19 protein-coding genes and 1 pseudogene are annotated in these 15,502 nt (G+C 52.5%); 13 read left to right on the top strand and 7 right to left on the bottom strand.

The features are described from left to right. Positions 1–192: 192 nt before the first annotated feature. From ACCD02_RS31860 to ACCD02_RS31850, 3 genes are read right to left on the bottom strand one after another with little or no spacing between them, the layout of a single operon-like run. Positions 193–807, bottom strand: a complete 615-nt coding sequence (locus ACCD02_RS31860) for a HipA domain-containing protein (protein WP_413310548.1) — start codon at positions 805–807, stop codon at positions 193–195. A 31-nt stretch (positions 808–838) separates the two neighbouring features. After that, positions 839–1,174, bottom strand: a complete 336-nt coding sequence (locus ACCD02_RS31855; RefSeq protein WP_413310551.1) for a HipA N-terminal domain-containing protein — start codon at positions 1,172–1,174, stop codon at positions 839–841. A 20-nt stretch (positions 1,175–1,194) separates the two neighbouring features. After that, entirely contained in the window at positions 1,195–1,539 is a 345-nt protein-coding gene (locus ACCD02_RS31850) for a transcriptional regulator (RefSeq protein WP_413310547.1), read from the bottom strand. 523 nt (positions 1,540–2,062) lie between these two features. On the opposite strand from ACCD02_RS31850, the gene ACCD02_RS31845 reads away from it, so the two are divergent. The 8 genes and pseudogenes from ACCD02_RS31845 to ACCD02_RS31810 all read left to right on the top strand — a co-directional run bounded on the left by ACCD02_RS31845 (position 2,063) and on the right by ACCD02_RS31810 (position 6,644). After that, positions 2,063–2,341, top strand: a complete 279-nt coding sequence (locus ACCD02_RS31845; protein ID WP_413310545.1) for a CopG family ribbon-helix-helix protein — start codon at positions 2,063–2,065, stop codon at positions 2,339–2,341. Further along, a complete protein-coding gene (locus ACCD02_RS31840) occupies positions 2,338–2,619 on the top strand; it encodes a type II toxin-antitoxin system RelE/ParE family toxin (RefSeq protein WP_413310543.1) in 282 nt (93 codons plus the stop codon). The genes ACCD02_RS31845 and ACCD02_RS31840 overlap by 4 nt, the downstream gene beginning before the upstream one ends. Before the next feature lie 521 nt (positions 2,620–3,140). Further along, positions 3,141–3,626: an Hcp family type VI secretion system effector gene (locus tag ACCD02_RS31835; protein ID WP_413310541.1), complete on the top strand. Its 486-nt coding sequence runs from the start codon at positions 3,141–3,143 to the stop codon at positions 3,624–3,626. Continuing rightward, complete coding sequence (locus tag ACCD02_RS31830; RefSeq protein ID WP_413310539.1) at positions 3,623–4,339, top strand: DUF4225 domain-containing protein; 717 nt, start codon at positions 3,623–3,625, stop codon at positions 4,337–4,339. The genes ACCD02_RS31835 and ACCD02_RS31830 overlap by 4 nt, the downstream gene beginning before the upstream one ends. A gap of 731 nt (positions 4,340–5,070) precedes the next feature. Then, positions 5,071–5,415 (top strand): DUF4225 domain-containing protein, encoded by a 345-nt coding sequence (locus tag ACCD02_RS31825; protein WP_413310537.1) that lies wholly within the window; start codon positions 5,071–5,073, stop codon positions 5,413–5,415. A gap of 427 nt (positions 5,416–5,842) precedes the next feature. Beyond that, a pseudogene (locus tag ACCD02_RS31820) lies at positions 5,843–5,962 on the top strand (colicin); the annotation flags it as partial. A 9-nt stretch (positions 5,963–5,971) separates the two neighbouring features. After that, positions 5,972–6,247, top strand: coding sequence for a bacteriocin immunity protein (locus ACCD02_RS31815; RefSeq protein ID WP_413310535.1), 276 nt, complete (start codon positions 5,972–5,974; stop codon positions 6,245–6,247). A 121-nt stretch (positions 6,248–6,368) separates the two neighbouring features. Then, positions 6,369–6,644, top strand: coding sequence for a bacteriocin immunity protein (locus tag ACCD02_RS31810; RefSeq protein WP_413310533.1), 276 nt, complete (start codon positions 6,369–6,371; stop codon positions 6,642–6,644). A 688-nt stretch (positions 6,645–7,332) separates the two neighbouring features. Here ACCD02_RS31810 and ACCD02_RS31805 read toward each other — a convergent pair. Continuing rightward, complete coding sequence (locus ACCD02_RS31805; protein WP_413310531.1) at positions 7,333–8,778, bottom strand: replication initiation protein; 1,446 nt, start codon at positions 8,776–8,778, stop codon at positions 7,333–7,335. 1,413 nt (positions 8,779–10,191) lie between these two features. Between ACCD02_RS31805 and ACCD02_RS31800 the strand changes: the two genes are divergently transcribed. The 5 genes from ACCD02_RS31800 (at position 10,192) to ACCD02_RS31780 (ending at position 12,491) form a co-directional block, all read left to right on the top strand. Next, positions 10,192–10,719, top strand: coding sequence for a hypothetical protein (locus ACCD02_RS31800; RefSeq protein WP_413310530.1), 528 nt, complete (start codon positions 10,192–10,194; stop codon positions 10,717–10,719). 70 nt (positions 10,720–10,789) lie between these two features. After that, positions 10,790–11,062: a CopG family ribbon-helix-helix protein gene (locus ACCD02_RS31795; RefSeq protein ID WP_413310528.1), complete on the top strand. Its 273-nt coding sequence runs from the start codon at positions 10,790–10,792 to the stop codon at positions 11,060–11,062. Between the two features lie 26 nt (positions 11,063–11,088). Further along, complete coding sequence (locus ACCD02_RS31790) at positions 11,089–11,343, top strand: type II toxin-antitoxin system RelE/ParE family toxin (protein ID WP_413310550.1); 255 nt, start codon at positions 11,089–11,091, stop codon at positions 11,341–11,343. Between the two features lie 569 nt (positions 11,344–11,912). After that, a complete protein-coding gene (locus ACCD02_RS31785; protein ID WP_413310526.1) occupies positions 11,913–12,191 on the top strand; it encodes a type II toxin-antitoxin system RelE/ParE family toxin in 279 nt (92 codons plus the stop codon). A 15-nt stretch (positions 12,192–12,206) separates the two neighbouring features. After that, entirely contained in the window at positions 12,207–12,491 is a 285-nt protein-coding gene (locus ACCD02_RS31780) for a HigA family addiction module antitoxin (RefSeq protein ID WP_413310524.1), read from the top strand. A gap of 353 nt (positions 12,492–12,844) precedes the next feature. On the opposite strand, the gene ACCD02_RS31775 is transcribed toward ACCD02_RS31780, so the two are convergent. The 3 genes from ACCD02_RS31775 to ACCD02_RS31765 all read right to left on the bottom strand — a co-directional run. Continuing rightward, entirely contained in the window at positions 12,845–13,411 is a 567-nt protein-coding gene (locus ACCD02_RS31775; protein ID WP_413310522.1) for a hypothetical protein, read from the bottom strand. A 721-nt stretch (positions 13,412–14,132) separates the two neighbouring features. After that, positions 14,133–15,083: a replication initiator protein A gene (locus tag ACCD02_RS31770; protein WP_413310520.1), complete on the bottom strand. Its 951-nt coding sequence runs from the start codon at positions 15,081–15,083 to the stop codon at positions 14,133–14,135. A gap of 165 nt (positions 15,084–15,248) precedes the next feature. Beyond that, positions 15,249–15,502: hypothetical protein (locus ACCD02_RS31765; protein ID WP_413310518.1), on the bottom strand; the 254-nt coding region annotated here is incomplete at its 5' end.

The raw sequence follows: 15,502 nt of genomic DNA, 5'->3' as shown, positions 1-15,502 counted from the left end.
TTGGCGGCGTCCGGAATAAAGCTTTCGCGAATGAATTCGCTCCCACAGTAGTGCATGAATATCATCGGATCTGTGGGGAAGAGCGGGCGGCGATCCGACTTATCTAGATAGCCTGTGTCAATCCTGTCGCAGCGGCAACAGGTGGTTCCCTACTGTGGCGCAAACCGCTTTCAAACTCATCAGCTCTCGGGATTAATTGAGCATTCGGTCCGAGCTTGTGGCTTCGCGTGCAACTTTTAGGTCTTCACCTTTGAGCCATCGGCTGTAGTAGTCCTTCAACTCTTCTTCCCAGCTTGCGACCTCTTCAAGCAGATGCTCGGCCTGCTCACGCTCAAGCGCAAAATGTCTGTGATGGCTGAGTAAGTTGGAGCGACTAACTTGGGGGCCGTCACTTCCAACCGTCATGGCTAAAGTCTTGGCTGGGCCTTCCTCCAGAATCGGCAGAACGTCATACATTGGTGAAAGACGCCACTGGCCTTGGATATAAATTACCGCGTGGTTACGCGGGTGATCATCGCTATTGCCAGCCAGCGCGTTGTAGCACATGCGCCTGAACAGCTCGTGCAAGTCCTCATCAGGAACACCGCGTCGGCGCATTTCATCGGCCACGCCCGCGTACAACCAGTCACGATGGAAGGGCTCATTCCAGTCAGCATTCAACAAGGTCAATGCACTGAGCATTGGAATACGTTTCGCACCTTCGGCAATCGGAGTTCGGTCAAAGCGTTCGATTAGCAGGGTGGTTGGGAACTCGGCGTGAAGGGCCGTCTTCGCGACGCTCAAGCCCTTCGATGCCGCGAAAGTCATGCACGCATACTCAATCGACGGAAAGTCGTAGTTATCGAATCGGTCTCGTGGTCCCAGCCATCAAGTTCCCAATCCGGTCGTTGTTCGGCGACTTGAGCAAAAAATCGATTGGACCAAGATCTCTTCCATATACGCGATGGAGCAATCGCTCGCCCCAACCGTCGGGCATAGCGTCATTGATGAAGCCGGGAACGCCACGGTTCTTCGTAATTCCGGTGTATGGCTCAGCGCGCAATGGATAGTTGATAGGGTCAGGCACCCACCCCCCGCGCTTAACTAATTCGGGCGCATAGAGAAACTCGCCGCAGTTCCCTTTCAAGGTCAGTCTCCCGAGGGTCAGACGCTCGCCGGTTTCGGGATGGTCCATGTAGATATAAGCCCGCGGCATCAGAAATCCTCGGGCTTGGGTTTAGGCAGTCGCACACGCTTTGTTGCTATGACATGGTGTGATTCACCTTCGTCGGTAAAGCGGGTGATTTCGGACGTTTTTTCGATTCCGTCCAGGGAGGCGAAAACCGTTTCAGTGATTCCCATCTTCCACAGCACCAACATGAACGACCGAAGATCAACGAGCTCCGATCCGCCCTCAATCTTGCGAAGCGTGTGCTCTGAGACGCCAAGTGAAACCTTGATATCGGATTGGCGAATTCCCAACGCAAGGCGCCTGGCTTTAACGAGAAGCCCGATTTTACCGAGCTTATCAGCGCAAGCGACGGGGAAAAACGCATCCATAAGACTTACCATCATGAGCATTAAATTAGTTAAGACTGACGATAGCACGTATTACGCGCTGGAAAAATACGATTAAAGCGCGCCCCTGTTAACGTTAAGATTTATAAGATTAACGCTGGTGACTATTATTTCCAGGTTAAAAATCCGAGCTAGTGCCTGTGAAGCACGTACCACGCTGCTCGGGCTTTGCTGATTCCGACGCGGTGCTGACGTTGGCGGCTAAAAGGCCGGTAACGAGGTGCTCAACGTGGTTACAGGGATCGGAAAGATCAGCTCCAGGTCAGAAATGGGCTGATGCGACACGGGAATCCTTCCGGCATTAAGACCTCCAAGGTTTCGCGGGGCACTACCGCGAATGGTTCAAGGCAGGCTCAGATATGCATGCCTGGCTCATGCTGGTGATCACGATCTTCTTCTGAGTCATGCGTGTCGCTTATCTCACAAGCTTCTCGTAGAACGTCCCCTCAGCGCCGTACTGCAAACGTATACACTACGTCAGTACCTCTTCGCGGGAAGCGCCACCATGTCCAAAGAAGCCGTTTTTACGATGAAGCTAGAACCCGAACTGCGTAGCCAATTCATGGCCGAAGCCGAGGCAGTACACCGACCTGCATCCCAGGTCATGCGTGAGCTGATGCGCGAGTTCATCGAGCGTCAACGTGAAGCGCGTGAGTACGACGCGTTCCTGCAACGCAAGGTTGAGGCCGGCCGAGCCTCGATGCACGCCGGGCTGGGTCGCTCGAATGAAGAAGTTGAAGCTGAATTCGCAGCCAGGCGTAACGCCGTGACAGGTCAGACGTGAATGTTATCTGGGCCACAGAGGCGCATCAGAATCGCATCGACATATGGGACTACATCGCGAAAGAAAACCCGCAAGCAGCCGTGATGATGGATGCACTTTTCAGTGCTGCAGCAGCCAGACTGGCAAATCATCCAACATTGGGAAAGGCCGGGAAAATACCTGGAACCCGCGAGCTGATTCCACATGAGCACTACCGACTGGTCTATGAAATCCACGGTGAGACACTGTGGATACTCACGTTGATCCATACCTCGCGGCAGTGGCCTCTTCACGGCTAAAACGGCCATTTTCCAGATCCTGCCCCACACATGAATGCGCTCCCAGAGCACGATCTTCTGCTCATACGCATTGCCGTGGGATCGTGTCGCGAACAACTCGGCGCCACAGACTGACTAAATCCCGTAGGAGCGAGGCTTGCCCGCGAATAGGCCGGCACATCCCACACAGCTTCTGCGCCGAAACACAGCATTCGCGAGCAAGCCCGGCTCCAACGAAGATCGCTGCTTGCCATGCAACAAACGCCGCTCCGGCGCTCATACTCAGGGCAGCGCTATCTCCTCACCCCGCTCCTCTAAAGTGCGCGCCGCGAGGTCAGCGACGCTGGCCTGGGCCTGAGGGACGGTCGGGGGAAAGGGGGCTGAATACCTGGGCGACACCGCCTACGCGCACCGCGTCCGACATCAAGCCAAGTGCACCCTTCCATCCAGATTTTGGCCAATAGGCAATTTGGGAATGGTCCTACAGAACCTTTAGCTCACTTGTAATAGTCTGCAGAGCTGATTTACAGGGAGTAAAGATCATGGCTAACCATGGTTACATGACAATCACCGGCAAGATTCAGGGACTTATTTCAGCCGGTTGCTCAACCCAAAGTTCCATCGGCAATAAGTACCAGTCGGCGCATGCCGACGAAATAATGATCCTGTCTTATACCCATAATATGGCCAACATCGGCAATATTGATAAACCCACGCACTCGCCCATTATCATAACAAAAAACGTCGATAAGTCATCACCGTTGCTCGCTCAAGCGCTTTCAAACCGAGAGGAAATCAACTGCACGATAAGCTTCTACCGTATTTCGTCGTTTGGCATTCAGGAAAAATTTTACACCGTAGAGATGAGGGGCGGCGTTATTGCCGACCTGACGCTTGATATGCCTCACGTGGTTTTACAGAGTGATGCCGAACCTCAAGAGCATCTTGCCATTCGGTACCGTGACATTATTTGGACTCATCACCTGGCAGGTACCAGTGGGTACAGTTCGTGGGGAAATGACGAATGAGCCGGTTAGAGAAGCACTGCCAACTCAGCAGTTGCGAGTACTGGACAGTCAGCCAAGCCGCAGCAAACTTAATGAACCAAGCCTGCACGATAAGCGCTCGCCATATTAAAAACAGCACATTGCGCATTCAATTTAACCGTGAGGTTTCCTATTACGCAAGAGCTATAGTCAATGACGTTGCCGAGGGTAGAAAAAGCCCTGAACAAGCGTTAAAGGACATAAAGAGCGAACAAAACAGCCTGCTCAGCCAATCAATGGAGGTTGCTCAGAAAGGCATCGGAGCCGTCGTCGGTGCACTCCAGTTCGCAGCAGGCGTGGGAATATGCTACGGCTCAGTGGGTACGCTCTGCCTTTTAGCAGGCGCTCCCATGATCGCCCATGGCGCTAATAACGTGTACGAGAACGGCCGCAATATCCTGGAAAACCGTTCCGATACACAAGGCCCTGTACGCCAGGGTTACCAGTCTATTTCCAAGTGGTTGGGTGGTGAAGAAGCAGAAGGGAATATAGCGTATGGCGTGATGGATTTAGGGCTATCCGCATATGGCGTAGGAAGACTCATGTTGAAACCAGACGCATGGCGTTTGTTCCGATATATACGCACCGACTATGTGCGTGCGTATGAAGACTCTACCAAGTTAACATTGTCTTTCGGAGCGGCCTCTGACATGGCGACACTAAACTCCATACATCAAGAAGCGAAAAAGCCGTGACAGCTAACCCGCCACTGACAGCTTTACTATATACTTTTATATCCGTAGTAATTTTCTTGATCTCCTATGCTCTATCAAGAAATCTATCTGGCCCCGGACTAACCGCCGTAAAATTCTATATTTTTTTCTTTATATCCGTGGTATTTATTGGAGGAAATCAACTTAGTGTGGCTCGCTACAGTTACATGTTGTTCGGAATACCAAATTTTTTTGACTACGACGAAACGATAAGATGGATCGCGTTAATAAGCTCTTTTTTTCAAATACTATGCCTGCCCGGCAGATCCAAAAGAAAACGCTGGTTCCGCACAAATGATAAATAGCTCGACCGTTTCAATTCGTCAGCGACTCCCTGACATGATAATTAATCTACTAGGGGCATGCGAATAATGACACATACCATGTTAGTTTCCAGCTTATACTTTTTATTTTCCATGGTGGAATTTTCCACTCTCTATTTTTTATCAAGGCGTTTTTCCGGAAAAAACTTCAGCAGGAAATGGTTTTGGGTATGTCTTGTACTCACTATTTTCTTTGGATCATTTCATATGAGCACCGTAGAATATGGGTATGACATTTTGTTCCCAGCGCTAGAACCTATCTTCAGAGATAATGATATTATTGCATGGATCGCATTTATAAGCGTTTTTCTTCACACAATCTGCGTGCCTACTCAATATGAACCAGCTCGCTGGTTTTCAATACTTTAATTCACTCCAAGTGTTGAAATCATGATCGCCCATGGCGCTAATAACGTGTACGAGAACGGCCGCAATATCCTGGAAAACCGTTCCGATACACAAGGCCCTGTACGCCAGGGTTACCAGTCTATTTCCAAGTGGTTGGGTGGTGAAGAAGCAGAAGGGAATATAGCGTATGGCGTGATGGATTTAGGACTATCCGCATATGGCGTAGGAAGACTCATGTTGAAACCAGACGCATGGCGTTTATTCCGATATATACGCACCGATTATGTGCGAGCGTATGAAAGCTCTAGAAAGTTAGGATTGTCGCTTGAGGCTATTTCTGATGCAACAACAGCAACTTCTATATATCAAGAATCGAAAAAACCATGATAGCCGACCCGCAATTGGCGGCTATATTATATACTATAATATCCATATTAACATTCCTGACCTCATATACGATATCAATAAAGGTATCTGGCCCAAAACTCACCAAAGTAAAGTTTTATGTTTACTTCTTTATACTTGTCGTATTTTTAGGAGGGTGTCAGCTTAGCGTGGCCCGCAACGGCTACATGTGGCTAAACATGCCGCTAAACCATATATTCGACTACGACGAAACAATAAGATGGATCGCATTTATCAGCCATTTTTTTCAAATCCTATGCCTTCCTAGCCGATCTCAACCAAAACGCTGGTTCTGCACAAATGATAAATAGCTCGACCGTTTCAATTCGTCAGCGACTCCCTGACATGATAATTAATCTACTAGGCGCATGCAAATGATGACACATATTACGTTAGCTTCCAGGTCGGTGCACGAATTTTTCATGAGATACATCACGCTGAATTGATCTCCGAAGGCGGCGAGGTTTACCACATCGATAATCTTCGAGTTAACACTCCTAACAATCATATAAACCGGCATCAGGACTAAGGTAGCCATATGAACGACCCCTTTATCAAAAGCAGCCTTTCAGATTATACCGAGTATGAATTCATTCAATTCCTAGAGGAAATTCGTAAAGAAGATAAAGCACCTACGGATACTCGTGCAACTATTTTAGTTATGCACTTCAATAAAATTATTGGCCATCCAAGTGGGGCTGACTTAATTTACTACCCCGAGCCAGAGGCAGACATATCAGCTGAGGGTATTACAAAGACTGTGAAAGAATGGCGTGAAGCCAACGGCCTGCCTGGCTTCAAGCCAAGATTTTAAGCGCCAGAAAGTGAGAGGCATAACGTGACGCGTGGTTAGCTCGATCGCGCTCGTCCTGGGCTTGGGGCTCCGAAGGGGGAGAAGTTTACGATATAGATAACCTAAGAGTTAAGGTGCAGCAATGAGCGATCCATTTATCAAGAACAGCCTTTCAGATTACACAGAAAATGAGTTTATAAGATTCCTGGAGGAAATATTTCGGGAAGATGTCGCACCGACGGGTGATAGAACCGACGTACTGGTTTTGCACTTTAATAAAATTGTCGGCCATCCCAGTAAGATGAACTTAATCTATCGCCCAGAACCTGGAGCAGACACCTCAGCAGAGGGTATTACCAAGACTGTGAAAGAATGGCGTGAAACCAACGGTCTGCCTGGTTTCAAGCCAAGATTTTAAGCGCCAGAAAGTGAGAGATACCCAACAATAGAACAATCGTGATCAATCCAGTCTGTTTCCATGGTGAACGACCCCTTGTTCATTCTGCGCCTTCTGCTCAACGGCCAAATCGGGCTTACGGTAAACCGGGCTCACTCCGATCCACCGTTGAGCCCCTCGAAAATGAAAAATTGGCGCAGGCCGAGCTGTGCGAGGCCGCAGACTGTTTTTTATTTTCCAGGGGCCGTCGCTGGCCAGGCGATTTTGATTTTGGCGATCCAGTCAGCACCGACAAAAACCGATTGGCCCCGGCCTCAAGCTCACCGCCATAACCGGTTTTTATTGGTTTTAAAGAGTTTTAGGTCTGCGAAACAGCCGTTTCGCTCGAGCGGGCCGGGGGGGTCGTCGAAAGGGGCGGTGTGTGCAGTACGGATTTCGGCGCCCATATCGGGCATATCAGTAGTTCATATTCAAGGCCGTAGGTGGAGTACAAAAAGGGTACATATGGACTACATACAGATCCCACAATGATTTAGGAACGGGCGACTTGAGTACATATAGGTAACAGTTAGGATGTATTCAAGGTTCAGTCAGGGTACACAGTGAGTACAATTTGGGTAAGCAAGATACTCGCGTCATTTCAAACTCCTGAACTGAGAACCAAGATTGTAATCAGTGCTCCGAGGGATAGAGGGCGGACTCGCCCCGTCTAAGTGATATTCAGCCCTTCAGGTATCTCCATCTTCACCCCATCATCAATGTTGTGTGCAGCTGTAATGACATTCAGCCTGTTTACGTTGCAAGTCGACCCTCCATTATAAAAAGCTGCGGGCGAACCAAAGACCTGTGCACGACAAGACATCTCCTTACACCACTCCCCGTCGCTATGAACTGTTCTTATCTCTGGGGAAGAACTCATTGCAGAACCAAAGCAAGCAGCCGGGGGCTGAGTTACCTGATTGGCAGCATGCTTAACATCCGTCGTGGCGCCGCTCTCGGCCCTTGGCGTGGGGTTTTGAGGGGGCTCGCAAGCGATAGGCGTGCTTGTCTCGACGGGTGGGCGGCGGAACTCTTCGATCACGTAGGCATAGGCGGCCACGGTTTGCCGGGTGAGCCTCGTAAGCCCCGCGATAGCCGTCTGCACCAGGGCTTCGCCGCGGCGCTTGAGACCCTGGCAGGCCAGGCGAATTTTTGATTCGGTGGCCTTGTGCCGTTCCTCGTGGGTGCGCTTGGCTGCCAGGCGCTGACGCTCGGCAAGCGGCAGGGCCTTATCCAGCTGCATCACGCCGCGATTGCAACGGCCATCGCCGGTGTAGCGGTCCCAGGTCCAGCGCGCGACAGACTTCACCGTGGCTCGCAGAGAAGACCAGGGCAGGTTTTCGCTGAAGCCCAGCTCATGAAAGGTGTTGCTCTTGTGCGCATAGGCCTCAAGCGACTGCACAAACCCGCTAAACGAGCCCTGCTCACGCTCGCGATTGACGATGCTGTAGGCGAAGTAACGCAGCCGCTCAAACAGCATGCAGTGCCGGGAGTGGCTGACCTGATCGAGGTTCGGACCGGTCCGCCAGGGCTGCCCCCCAAGCTCGACGTAATCGGCCAGCTCGCCCAACTGGTAGACGAGACCATGAAACTCCGTGGTTCGCCACCAGGGATGGTCGGGGGTCTTGGCGACGGGGCCGCTGTTGTACTCGGTATCAGCATTGAGGCGGGCGGCAAAGGCGGCATACACCGCCTTCATGTACTGAATGGGCCTTGAGCGGGCATTCTCGGTCGTGCATACGGGCTCGATGGCGTAATACAGGTGCGAGTGCCCGTTCGCGCCGTTGCGCACAGTGAGATTCGGCGCAGGAAGGCCGGCGTCGTTCCAGATCAGAGAGTTGGGGTGGTCGAGGTCAAAGATCAGCCAGGACACCATGCCCGGGCGGTTGATCTGCATATACGGATAACGCAGCGCGTACTCGCGGGGGCGAATCCGCGCAGCCGTCTTGTCGTCGCTGCAGCGGGACAGATAAGGCGCTTCAAACAGGATGCGATTGAGCGCCGTACCGGTCTTGAAGAATCGGGGAGAAGGCGTGTACGTGTTACGGGTGAATAGCCTGCGCCTGGCACCTTCGTTTGAAACGTTATCGGCATAGGCCTTGATGGTTGCTTGCATGTATTCCGCCATTTGGCGGTGAGCTGATTAAAAACTGCCTTTTGAGGCTTGCACGAAGCCGCAAGGCTGGCGATAATCCGCTCACCTAAGTGTGGCAACAGGTTTCTACCGATCAAAGTTTCGACCTGTTGAGATGTTCTAAAAAGCCCGGTTCCAGCCGGGCTTTTTAGTGTCCGCTATTCATTGGTTAATTGCATATTGCCATTGTCCGTTTCTGCTGGGGGAATACCCCGACACGTTTTGCCGCGCAAACCTACCATCAAAAAGTTCGTGCCAGCAACCTGGTAGATATAAAAATAGACGTGTCCTACACACCACTTCCTCTCTTCTATGTATATGTAATATCTGGACATAAATTGACGAATACGCGTTATGCAAACTGCATCACTTACGTAAGTGACATAACGTGCATAAGTGTCATTGAGACAGCTGCGCTATTCCCTTACGAATACTTACCTAATAATGTAGGAAATAATTCTGTTGCCGCGATTTCTGTGAAAACGATTTCTGTGGGAGCGAATTCATTCGCGAAAGCGCTGGCACATCCAACACAACGCCTGCACTGCAAACACAGACAGTGGGACCGGCTTTAGCCGGGAAAGCGCAGGTGAGATCGGTACATTTCCATCATCTGCCCCAGAGTCTTCCCGGCTAAAGCCGATCCAACTGTCCGGTATTGGCTGCGCGACAGCGTGACGTCTGGACGATGGGGCATCTCCTACAGACTTACGCAATCCCGTAGACGCCGGGCTTGCCCGCGAAGAGGCCGACACGAATCTTGTGGGAGCGAATTCATTCGCGATTAGGCCCGAACATCCAACACACTTCCTACGCCTGAAACACCGCCTTCGCGAGCAAGCCCGGCGTCAACGAAGATCACCGCTTGCCATGCAACAAACACCGCCCCGGCTCTCACACCCAGGGCAGTGCCTGCCGTAATGCTCTACGTCGCCAGCAATCAAAACATCGAGCCCCTCGAAAATGAAAAATTGACGCAGGCCGAGCTGTGCGAGGCTGAAGACTGTTTTTTATTTTCGAGGGGCCGCCGCCGGCCAGGCGACTTTGACGTTAACACTCTGCGCGTCACGAAGATCAAAAGCACGATAGTTAGATCATGAGAAGGCACGACTTCCTTCCCCTTGAAATACGCGGTCTCCAGAGCAGGGGGTAGCTCACCAGCTATGAGCTAACCCTAGGTCATAGCTGGTGAGCTACCCTCGTTCATGGGGGTGCAGGTATCTGACAACGCTGATAGATACCGACCACAAAAGACTCCGCAACGAACCTACAAAGCGCCTGCTACCTCGATAAATCTTGAACGATATTTTACAAGTATGTACCGCTCAGGGCCTGCCCCCCTTGGCTATCCTCGCCACTTGCACTCACGCTTTCGCAAAGCTCGAAAAGATCGCAATGGCCAAGAAAATCGTTCCCCTGAAAAAGCTCACCTCCCCCGGTACCTGGGTACAAACAGAGCGCGCAGGCCATCAGGCCTGGGCAAAGTTGAGCGTCCAGTCGCCCCGGGCCTGCCAGTTGCTGCACCTGCTGATTGCCAACATGGACAAGTCCGGCGCACTGGTCGCCAGCCACCTCACCCTCGCCGGGCTGATGAAAAGCTCTGTCGCCACCACCAAACGCGCCTTGGCCGTACTGACCGAACAGGCATGGATTCAAACCATCAGACTGGGCAGCGAACGCGGCGGCGTGCTCGCCTATGTCATCAACTGCCGGATCGCCTGGGCCGACGCTCGCGAGAACCTGCGCTTTGCGCGCTTCAATGCACGGGTGTTGGTGTCGTCAGAAGACCAGGACGACCTGGGCAACGGCGATCTGCAACTGCCGCCCCTCGTTGGCATGGCCAACATTTACCCGCCTGACCTTGTTGAGCTGGACGCAGAACCGCAGCAAAACCCACAGGCCATTCAGGAAACACACGTTTGATGAGCATCACTGGAAGGATTAAAGTATCACGAGGTACTACCCAGTATTACTACGTGACAGGAGGCCAACCATGGCAACGTCTCTCAAGATCGACGACATGCTAAAAGGTCGCGTCCAGAATCTCGCCAGCCAGCGCCGCCGCTCGCCTCACTGGATTATGCTCGAAGCCATCCAGCAATATGTCGAGCGCGAGGAAGCCCGTGAAAGCCTCAAGCAGGAAGCACTGGCATCCTGGGCGGCCTTCAAGGAAGACGGTCAGCACCTGACGGGTGAGGAAGTACGCGCCTGGCTCAATACCTGGGGCACCGATGATGAAAGAGCGATGCCTGATTGCCACGAGTAATCATCACACCGAGTGCAGCGCAAGGACTGAAGCGGTGTCGGCAATTCCTCACAGAAAAAGCTCCAGAGGCCGCCAAGCGTGCGGGTCAGGCCATCATGCGACAGTTCCGGCTGCTGGAAACAAGCCCGGATATCGGTCGACCGTTTGCTGATTTACCAGAACTGCGTGAGTTAATGATCGCCTTCGGCGATTCCGGCTATGTGGCGCTTTACCGTCATGAGCCAGTCGACGATACGGTGTACATATTGGTATTTCGGCATCAGAAAGAAGCAGGCTATTAATGAACATCGGCAAGCGCCGTTAATAGCCAATACAGCTCCAGCCCGGATCAACCTCATCCTGCATGACCAAAATCCTGTGGGAGATTCTCTCCCACAGCTTGCTTGCACAACACGATCTTCTGCTCAGACGTACTGGCGTGGCAGCGTGGCTTGCCCGCGAATAGGCCAGTACAGCCGACACACTTTCTGCGCCGAATACAGCCTTCGCGAGCAAGCTCGGCTCTCATCAAACAGCGCAAAACGTATTGAATCGCCGAAACTCTGTGGGAGCGAATTAATTCCCGAAGACTCCAGAACATCCAACCCATCTCCCACGCCTGAAACACCGCATTCGCGAGCACGCTCGGCGCCTACAGAGCCTGTAACAAAAACCACCTAAGACATCACCCAAAGCAGCGCTGATGGCAATGCTTTACGGCGGCCCGCTGCGCCGGGCAAATCGGAAACATCCCTCTACATCCTGGGATTTGTCCGATATAGGCCGCTCGCTCATTTCAATAAAGTCCATGCCCAACCTGTAAACCTCCCGACAGCGGAGCAAGTGTAAAGTGTGACTTTACAGCCAACCCGTGATAAAAACCTTCAGACACAAAGGCCTAAAGGCTCTGCACCTGAGCGGGGACACCAAAGGCGTGCGAGCGGATCAAGCGAGTCGTTTGCGGCGAATACTGGCCGCACTGGACCTCGCCAAGGTCCCAGATGACATGGATGAACCGGGCATGCGCCTGCATCCTCTAAAGGGCGAGTTAACCGGCTTTTGGTCTGTCAGCGTGTCGGGCAACTGGCGCATTATTTTCCGCTTCATTGGCACCGACGTGGAGCTGGTCGACTACCTCGACTACCACTGAAAGGAGATTCGACTCATGGCCATGCACAACCCTCCCCATCCCGGAGAAGGCCTACGCGAGGATGTACTGCCCGCACTCAACATGACCGTCACGGCGCTGGCCAAACACCTGGGTTATTCCAGGGTGCAACTGTCCAATGTGCTTAATTGCCGCTCGGCAATCAGCGCTGACCTTGCATGGCGCCTTGAATTGGCAGGCGTGGGCAAAGCGCATATGTGGCTGGGTCGCCAGTCTGCTTACGATCTGTGGCAAGCCCAGCACAAAGAAGTGCCGGCCATTACCCGGCTGCACGCAGCCTGATCTCTCACAAACAACCTATCGGACAAGGGACCGGCAACGCGAGGGCAAACTCACGCACGATCTTCATGCGCCGCCGCGCCTCAAGGCATGCAGCTAGGGCCAGATTCTAGTTTTCCAAGGCTGAGGACACAGAATGATCATGGCACTTGATCCTCGGACGCCATTAGTGGACCATTCGCCCACGGCCTAGGCTGTATCAGGGTGGTTTCAGGGATCTTCGGATCGCACCCCGTTACTGGGTAACTCCAGTTCGCCGAGCGCGAGGTAACAACGTCCTGCCCCGTCGTATGCATGCAATCGACGGCTGAGAACCCCTCCTCGAGAGGGGTTCGCCGTTTCCGGGCTTCTGGTTTTTATTTCCTGTACCGATTCCGGACTTCCTTCGGACACTGCCCTTTTGGTTTTTTCAGCGTGTCGACGGCGATCTTGAAAATACTGACTCCCTTCTTATTGATCGGTACGCCCGGAGAGCCTTCGCCCGTACGCGCAAAAAAGGCGCTGGTGACATGCATGCGCAATACCCGATGCTCACGAAAAATGGCCATGCAGATTTTAAAAGGCTCAACCACACCACTGATATTGTTCATTACATCCAGGGTAAAAAATCGTTCGCCTTGAGTCGGATAGATCCAGGCACCCGCGCCGAGTTTTTCCAATATGCCCTTCAACTGCTTTGATGCCTCATAGCGCTCAACGCAAATCAACCGGCTTTCACGACCGTCAGCGTACACCAGAGGAATATTGTGTTCGGTGCCGTCCTTGGTGAAGCAATGCAGACCATAGGTAACGACGAAACGAACGGGCTTATCCTGTTTTTGAAAAACGACTTCATGACTGTTCAGATGCCGAAGATCATATACAACCCCATCATGTTCGAACGGCTCCCAATGTTGAATGGAGTCAACATGAAATGCTGGCAAGCTCGCTCCTCGAACAGGAGTTAATCAAGCAAGGCTCTCGCCAGCAGCCGGAATACTCTCTGTAGTTGTAGAACAGGTCGCGGCTGCCGTGAATCATTTCCATCGCACGGCAAACAGGGCATTTCATATTCGCTCCCCCACCAGGTATCTCAGGGGGCAGAGACTTACTGTAAAAGCATCACAAGAGAATCGGATGCATCTGAAAATCACGTAGGACGAAAGAAAATATCAGCAGTATGCGCAAAAACCAGGAATATCCCCTATCCACCGTTGAGCCCCTCGAAATGGAAAATTGACGCAGGCCGAGCTTGCGAGGCCGGAGACAGTTTTTCATTTTCGAGGGGCCGCCGCCGGCCAGGCGACTTTGACGTTGACGATCTCAGCACCCGCGCACGGACGAGCAGGCGCGGAAAAACCGGTTTTATTTAGTTTTAATGGTTTTAAAGAGTTTTAGGTCCGCAAAACAACCATTCCGCCCAAGCGGGCCGGGGGTTTCGTCGACATGGCCGGTGTGTGCAGTACGGATTTGGGTGTGTGCAGTACGCGTTTCGGTGTGTGCAGTACGGATTCGGGTGTGTGCAGTACGCATTTCGGTGTGTGCAGTACGTAAAACCGGTGTGTGCAGTACGGGTTTGCGCGAACTCATCGAGTCGGCATAAGCGCACCGATGAAAACCTCGCAAAAAGCCGTACTGCACACACCCTGAAACGTATTTATCCGCTCAGCTCGTGCCCTGGTAAGTCATGACCAACAGAGGCCCTATCTGACCTTTCTCTTCGCTAAGCGTGTATTCCGGAAAGTCCTCAAGCTCGATGATCATCCGCAGCCTGCGGCAGAACTCCTTGAAGGTTCCAGTACTGCCGCTACGCTCGAAAATCTTGCGAAAGCCCCAGCTCGCCGTGGTTTTACCTGCTGTGCGTCGTGCAAGCCGGTAAACGAAGCGGCCAATACCGTGCTCGATCAAGAAATAGTCCGGATGCACACTCAACACATCCGGTGCCGCCCCTTCAGTGATTTCTCGATACATCCAGTCCGCGACCTTGAACTCGACGAACTCAACCCTGCCGGTTTCGTTATTCTCGATGACCTTTTTCCAGGCAATGAGGTTCTCGCCCTCGTTGATCGTCACGGCCTTGTTTCTGAACTTGCCTTTGCGCTCGATGGTTACGTAAGTGCTAGCCAACCGGTCAAGTGCGCTTGAAATCAGCTCTTTCTGTTTGCCGCCGTTCTCGCGTCGGCAGAACTTCAATATCTCTTTCACATGAGGCCTGAAGTTAGGGCTGGGTTTTGGCCCTTTGCCCTCACGAAAGCGATTCATGGCCTCAGTCAACTGAGCGAATGCCATCAGCACAATGTCGTAGTCCCACACTGATGCCATACCGTGAGGTCCGGAAGTCACGGTGATAGTGCCGCCGGGCAGGTTGTAGATGATCGTGGCATTTGGTCTGAGATCCTTCTTCGACAAACGAAATGGCGCCACGTCCATCATCCAGCGACTGTCACGCGCGCTGATGTCGTAGATGATCGGCAAAATCTCGACGGGTTTGGCAGTTTCGGTTTTAGCGGGAGGTACATCTTCGGGCGGGCTGACACTTGGACTCTTTCGCTTTGCCGCTTCTGCCCCCATGCGGGCAATGCGATCAGTCAGACTACTAACGTGTTTTACTTCCATATGAATCCCTTATGGCCAGCGTCAGGCACAAAAACCCAAGGCTCGATGCAAAGGCATCGAGAAAAAATAGGATTTTTCTGAAAGACCTATCGGACAAGGGAACGGCAACGCGAAGGCAAACCCACGTCTAATCCCTGCCCGATAGAAGACGCAATAACGAGTGGGTTAGAGGTCTTGCTGCGCCAGGCGCTTTTGCATCACGGCCATCACTTCACACCCTTCCTCCAATACCTGCGCCGCCAGTTGCGCGATATAGGCCAGGTCGCGGCCTTCCAGGGATTCGCCGCTGACTAGTGACAGGCTGTCCAGCACCTGGGCGACGGAGCGCACCCGCTGCTCGGCAAAGGCCTGTAATTCGTCCAGAGGCGCATTGGCGTCGATGTAGAGGATCGGGGTGGGGTTGCCGTTGGGGCATAGGG

Source organism: Pseudomonas sp. Pseusp88, assembly GCF_047303955.1.
In the GTDB taxonomy this organism is placed as follows: Bacteria; Pseudomonadota; Gammaproteobacteria; order Pseudomonadales; family Pseudomonadaceae; genus Aquipseudomonas.
The sequence above is the reverse complement of the archived record's forward strand: the minus strand, read 5'-3'. Positions and strand labels throughout refer to the sequence as shown.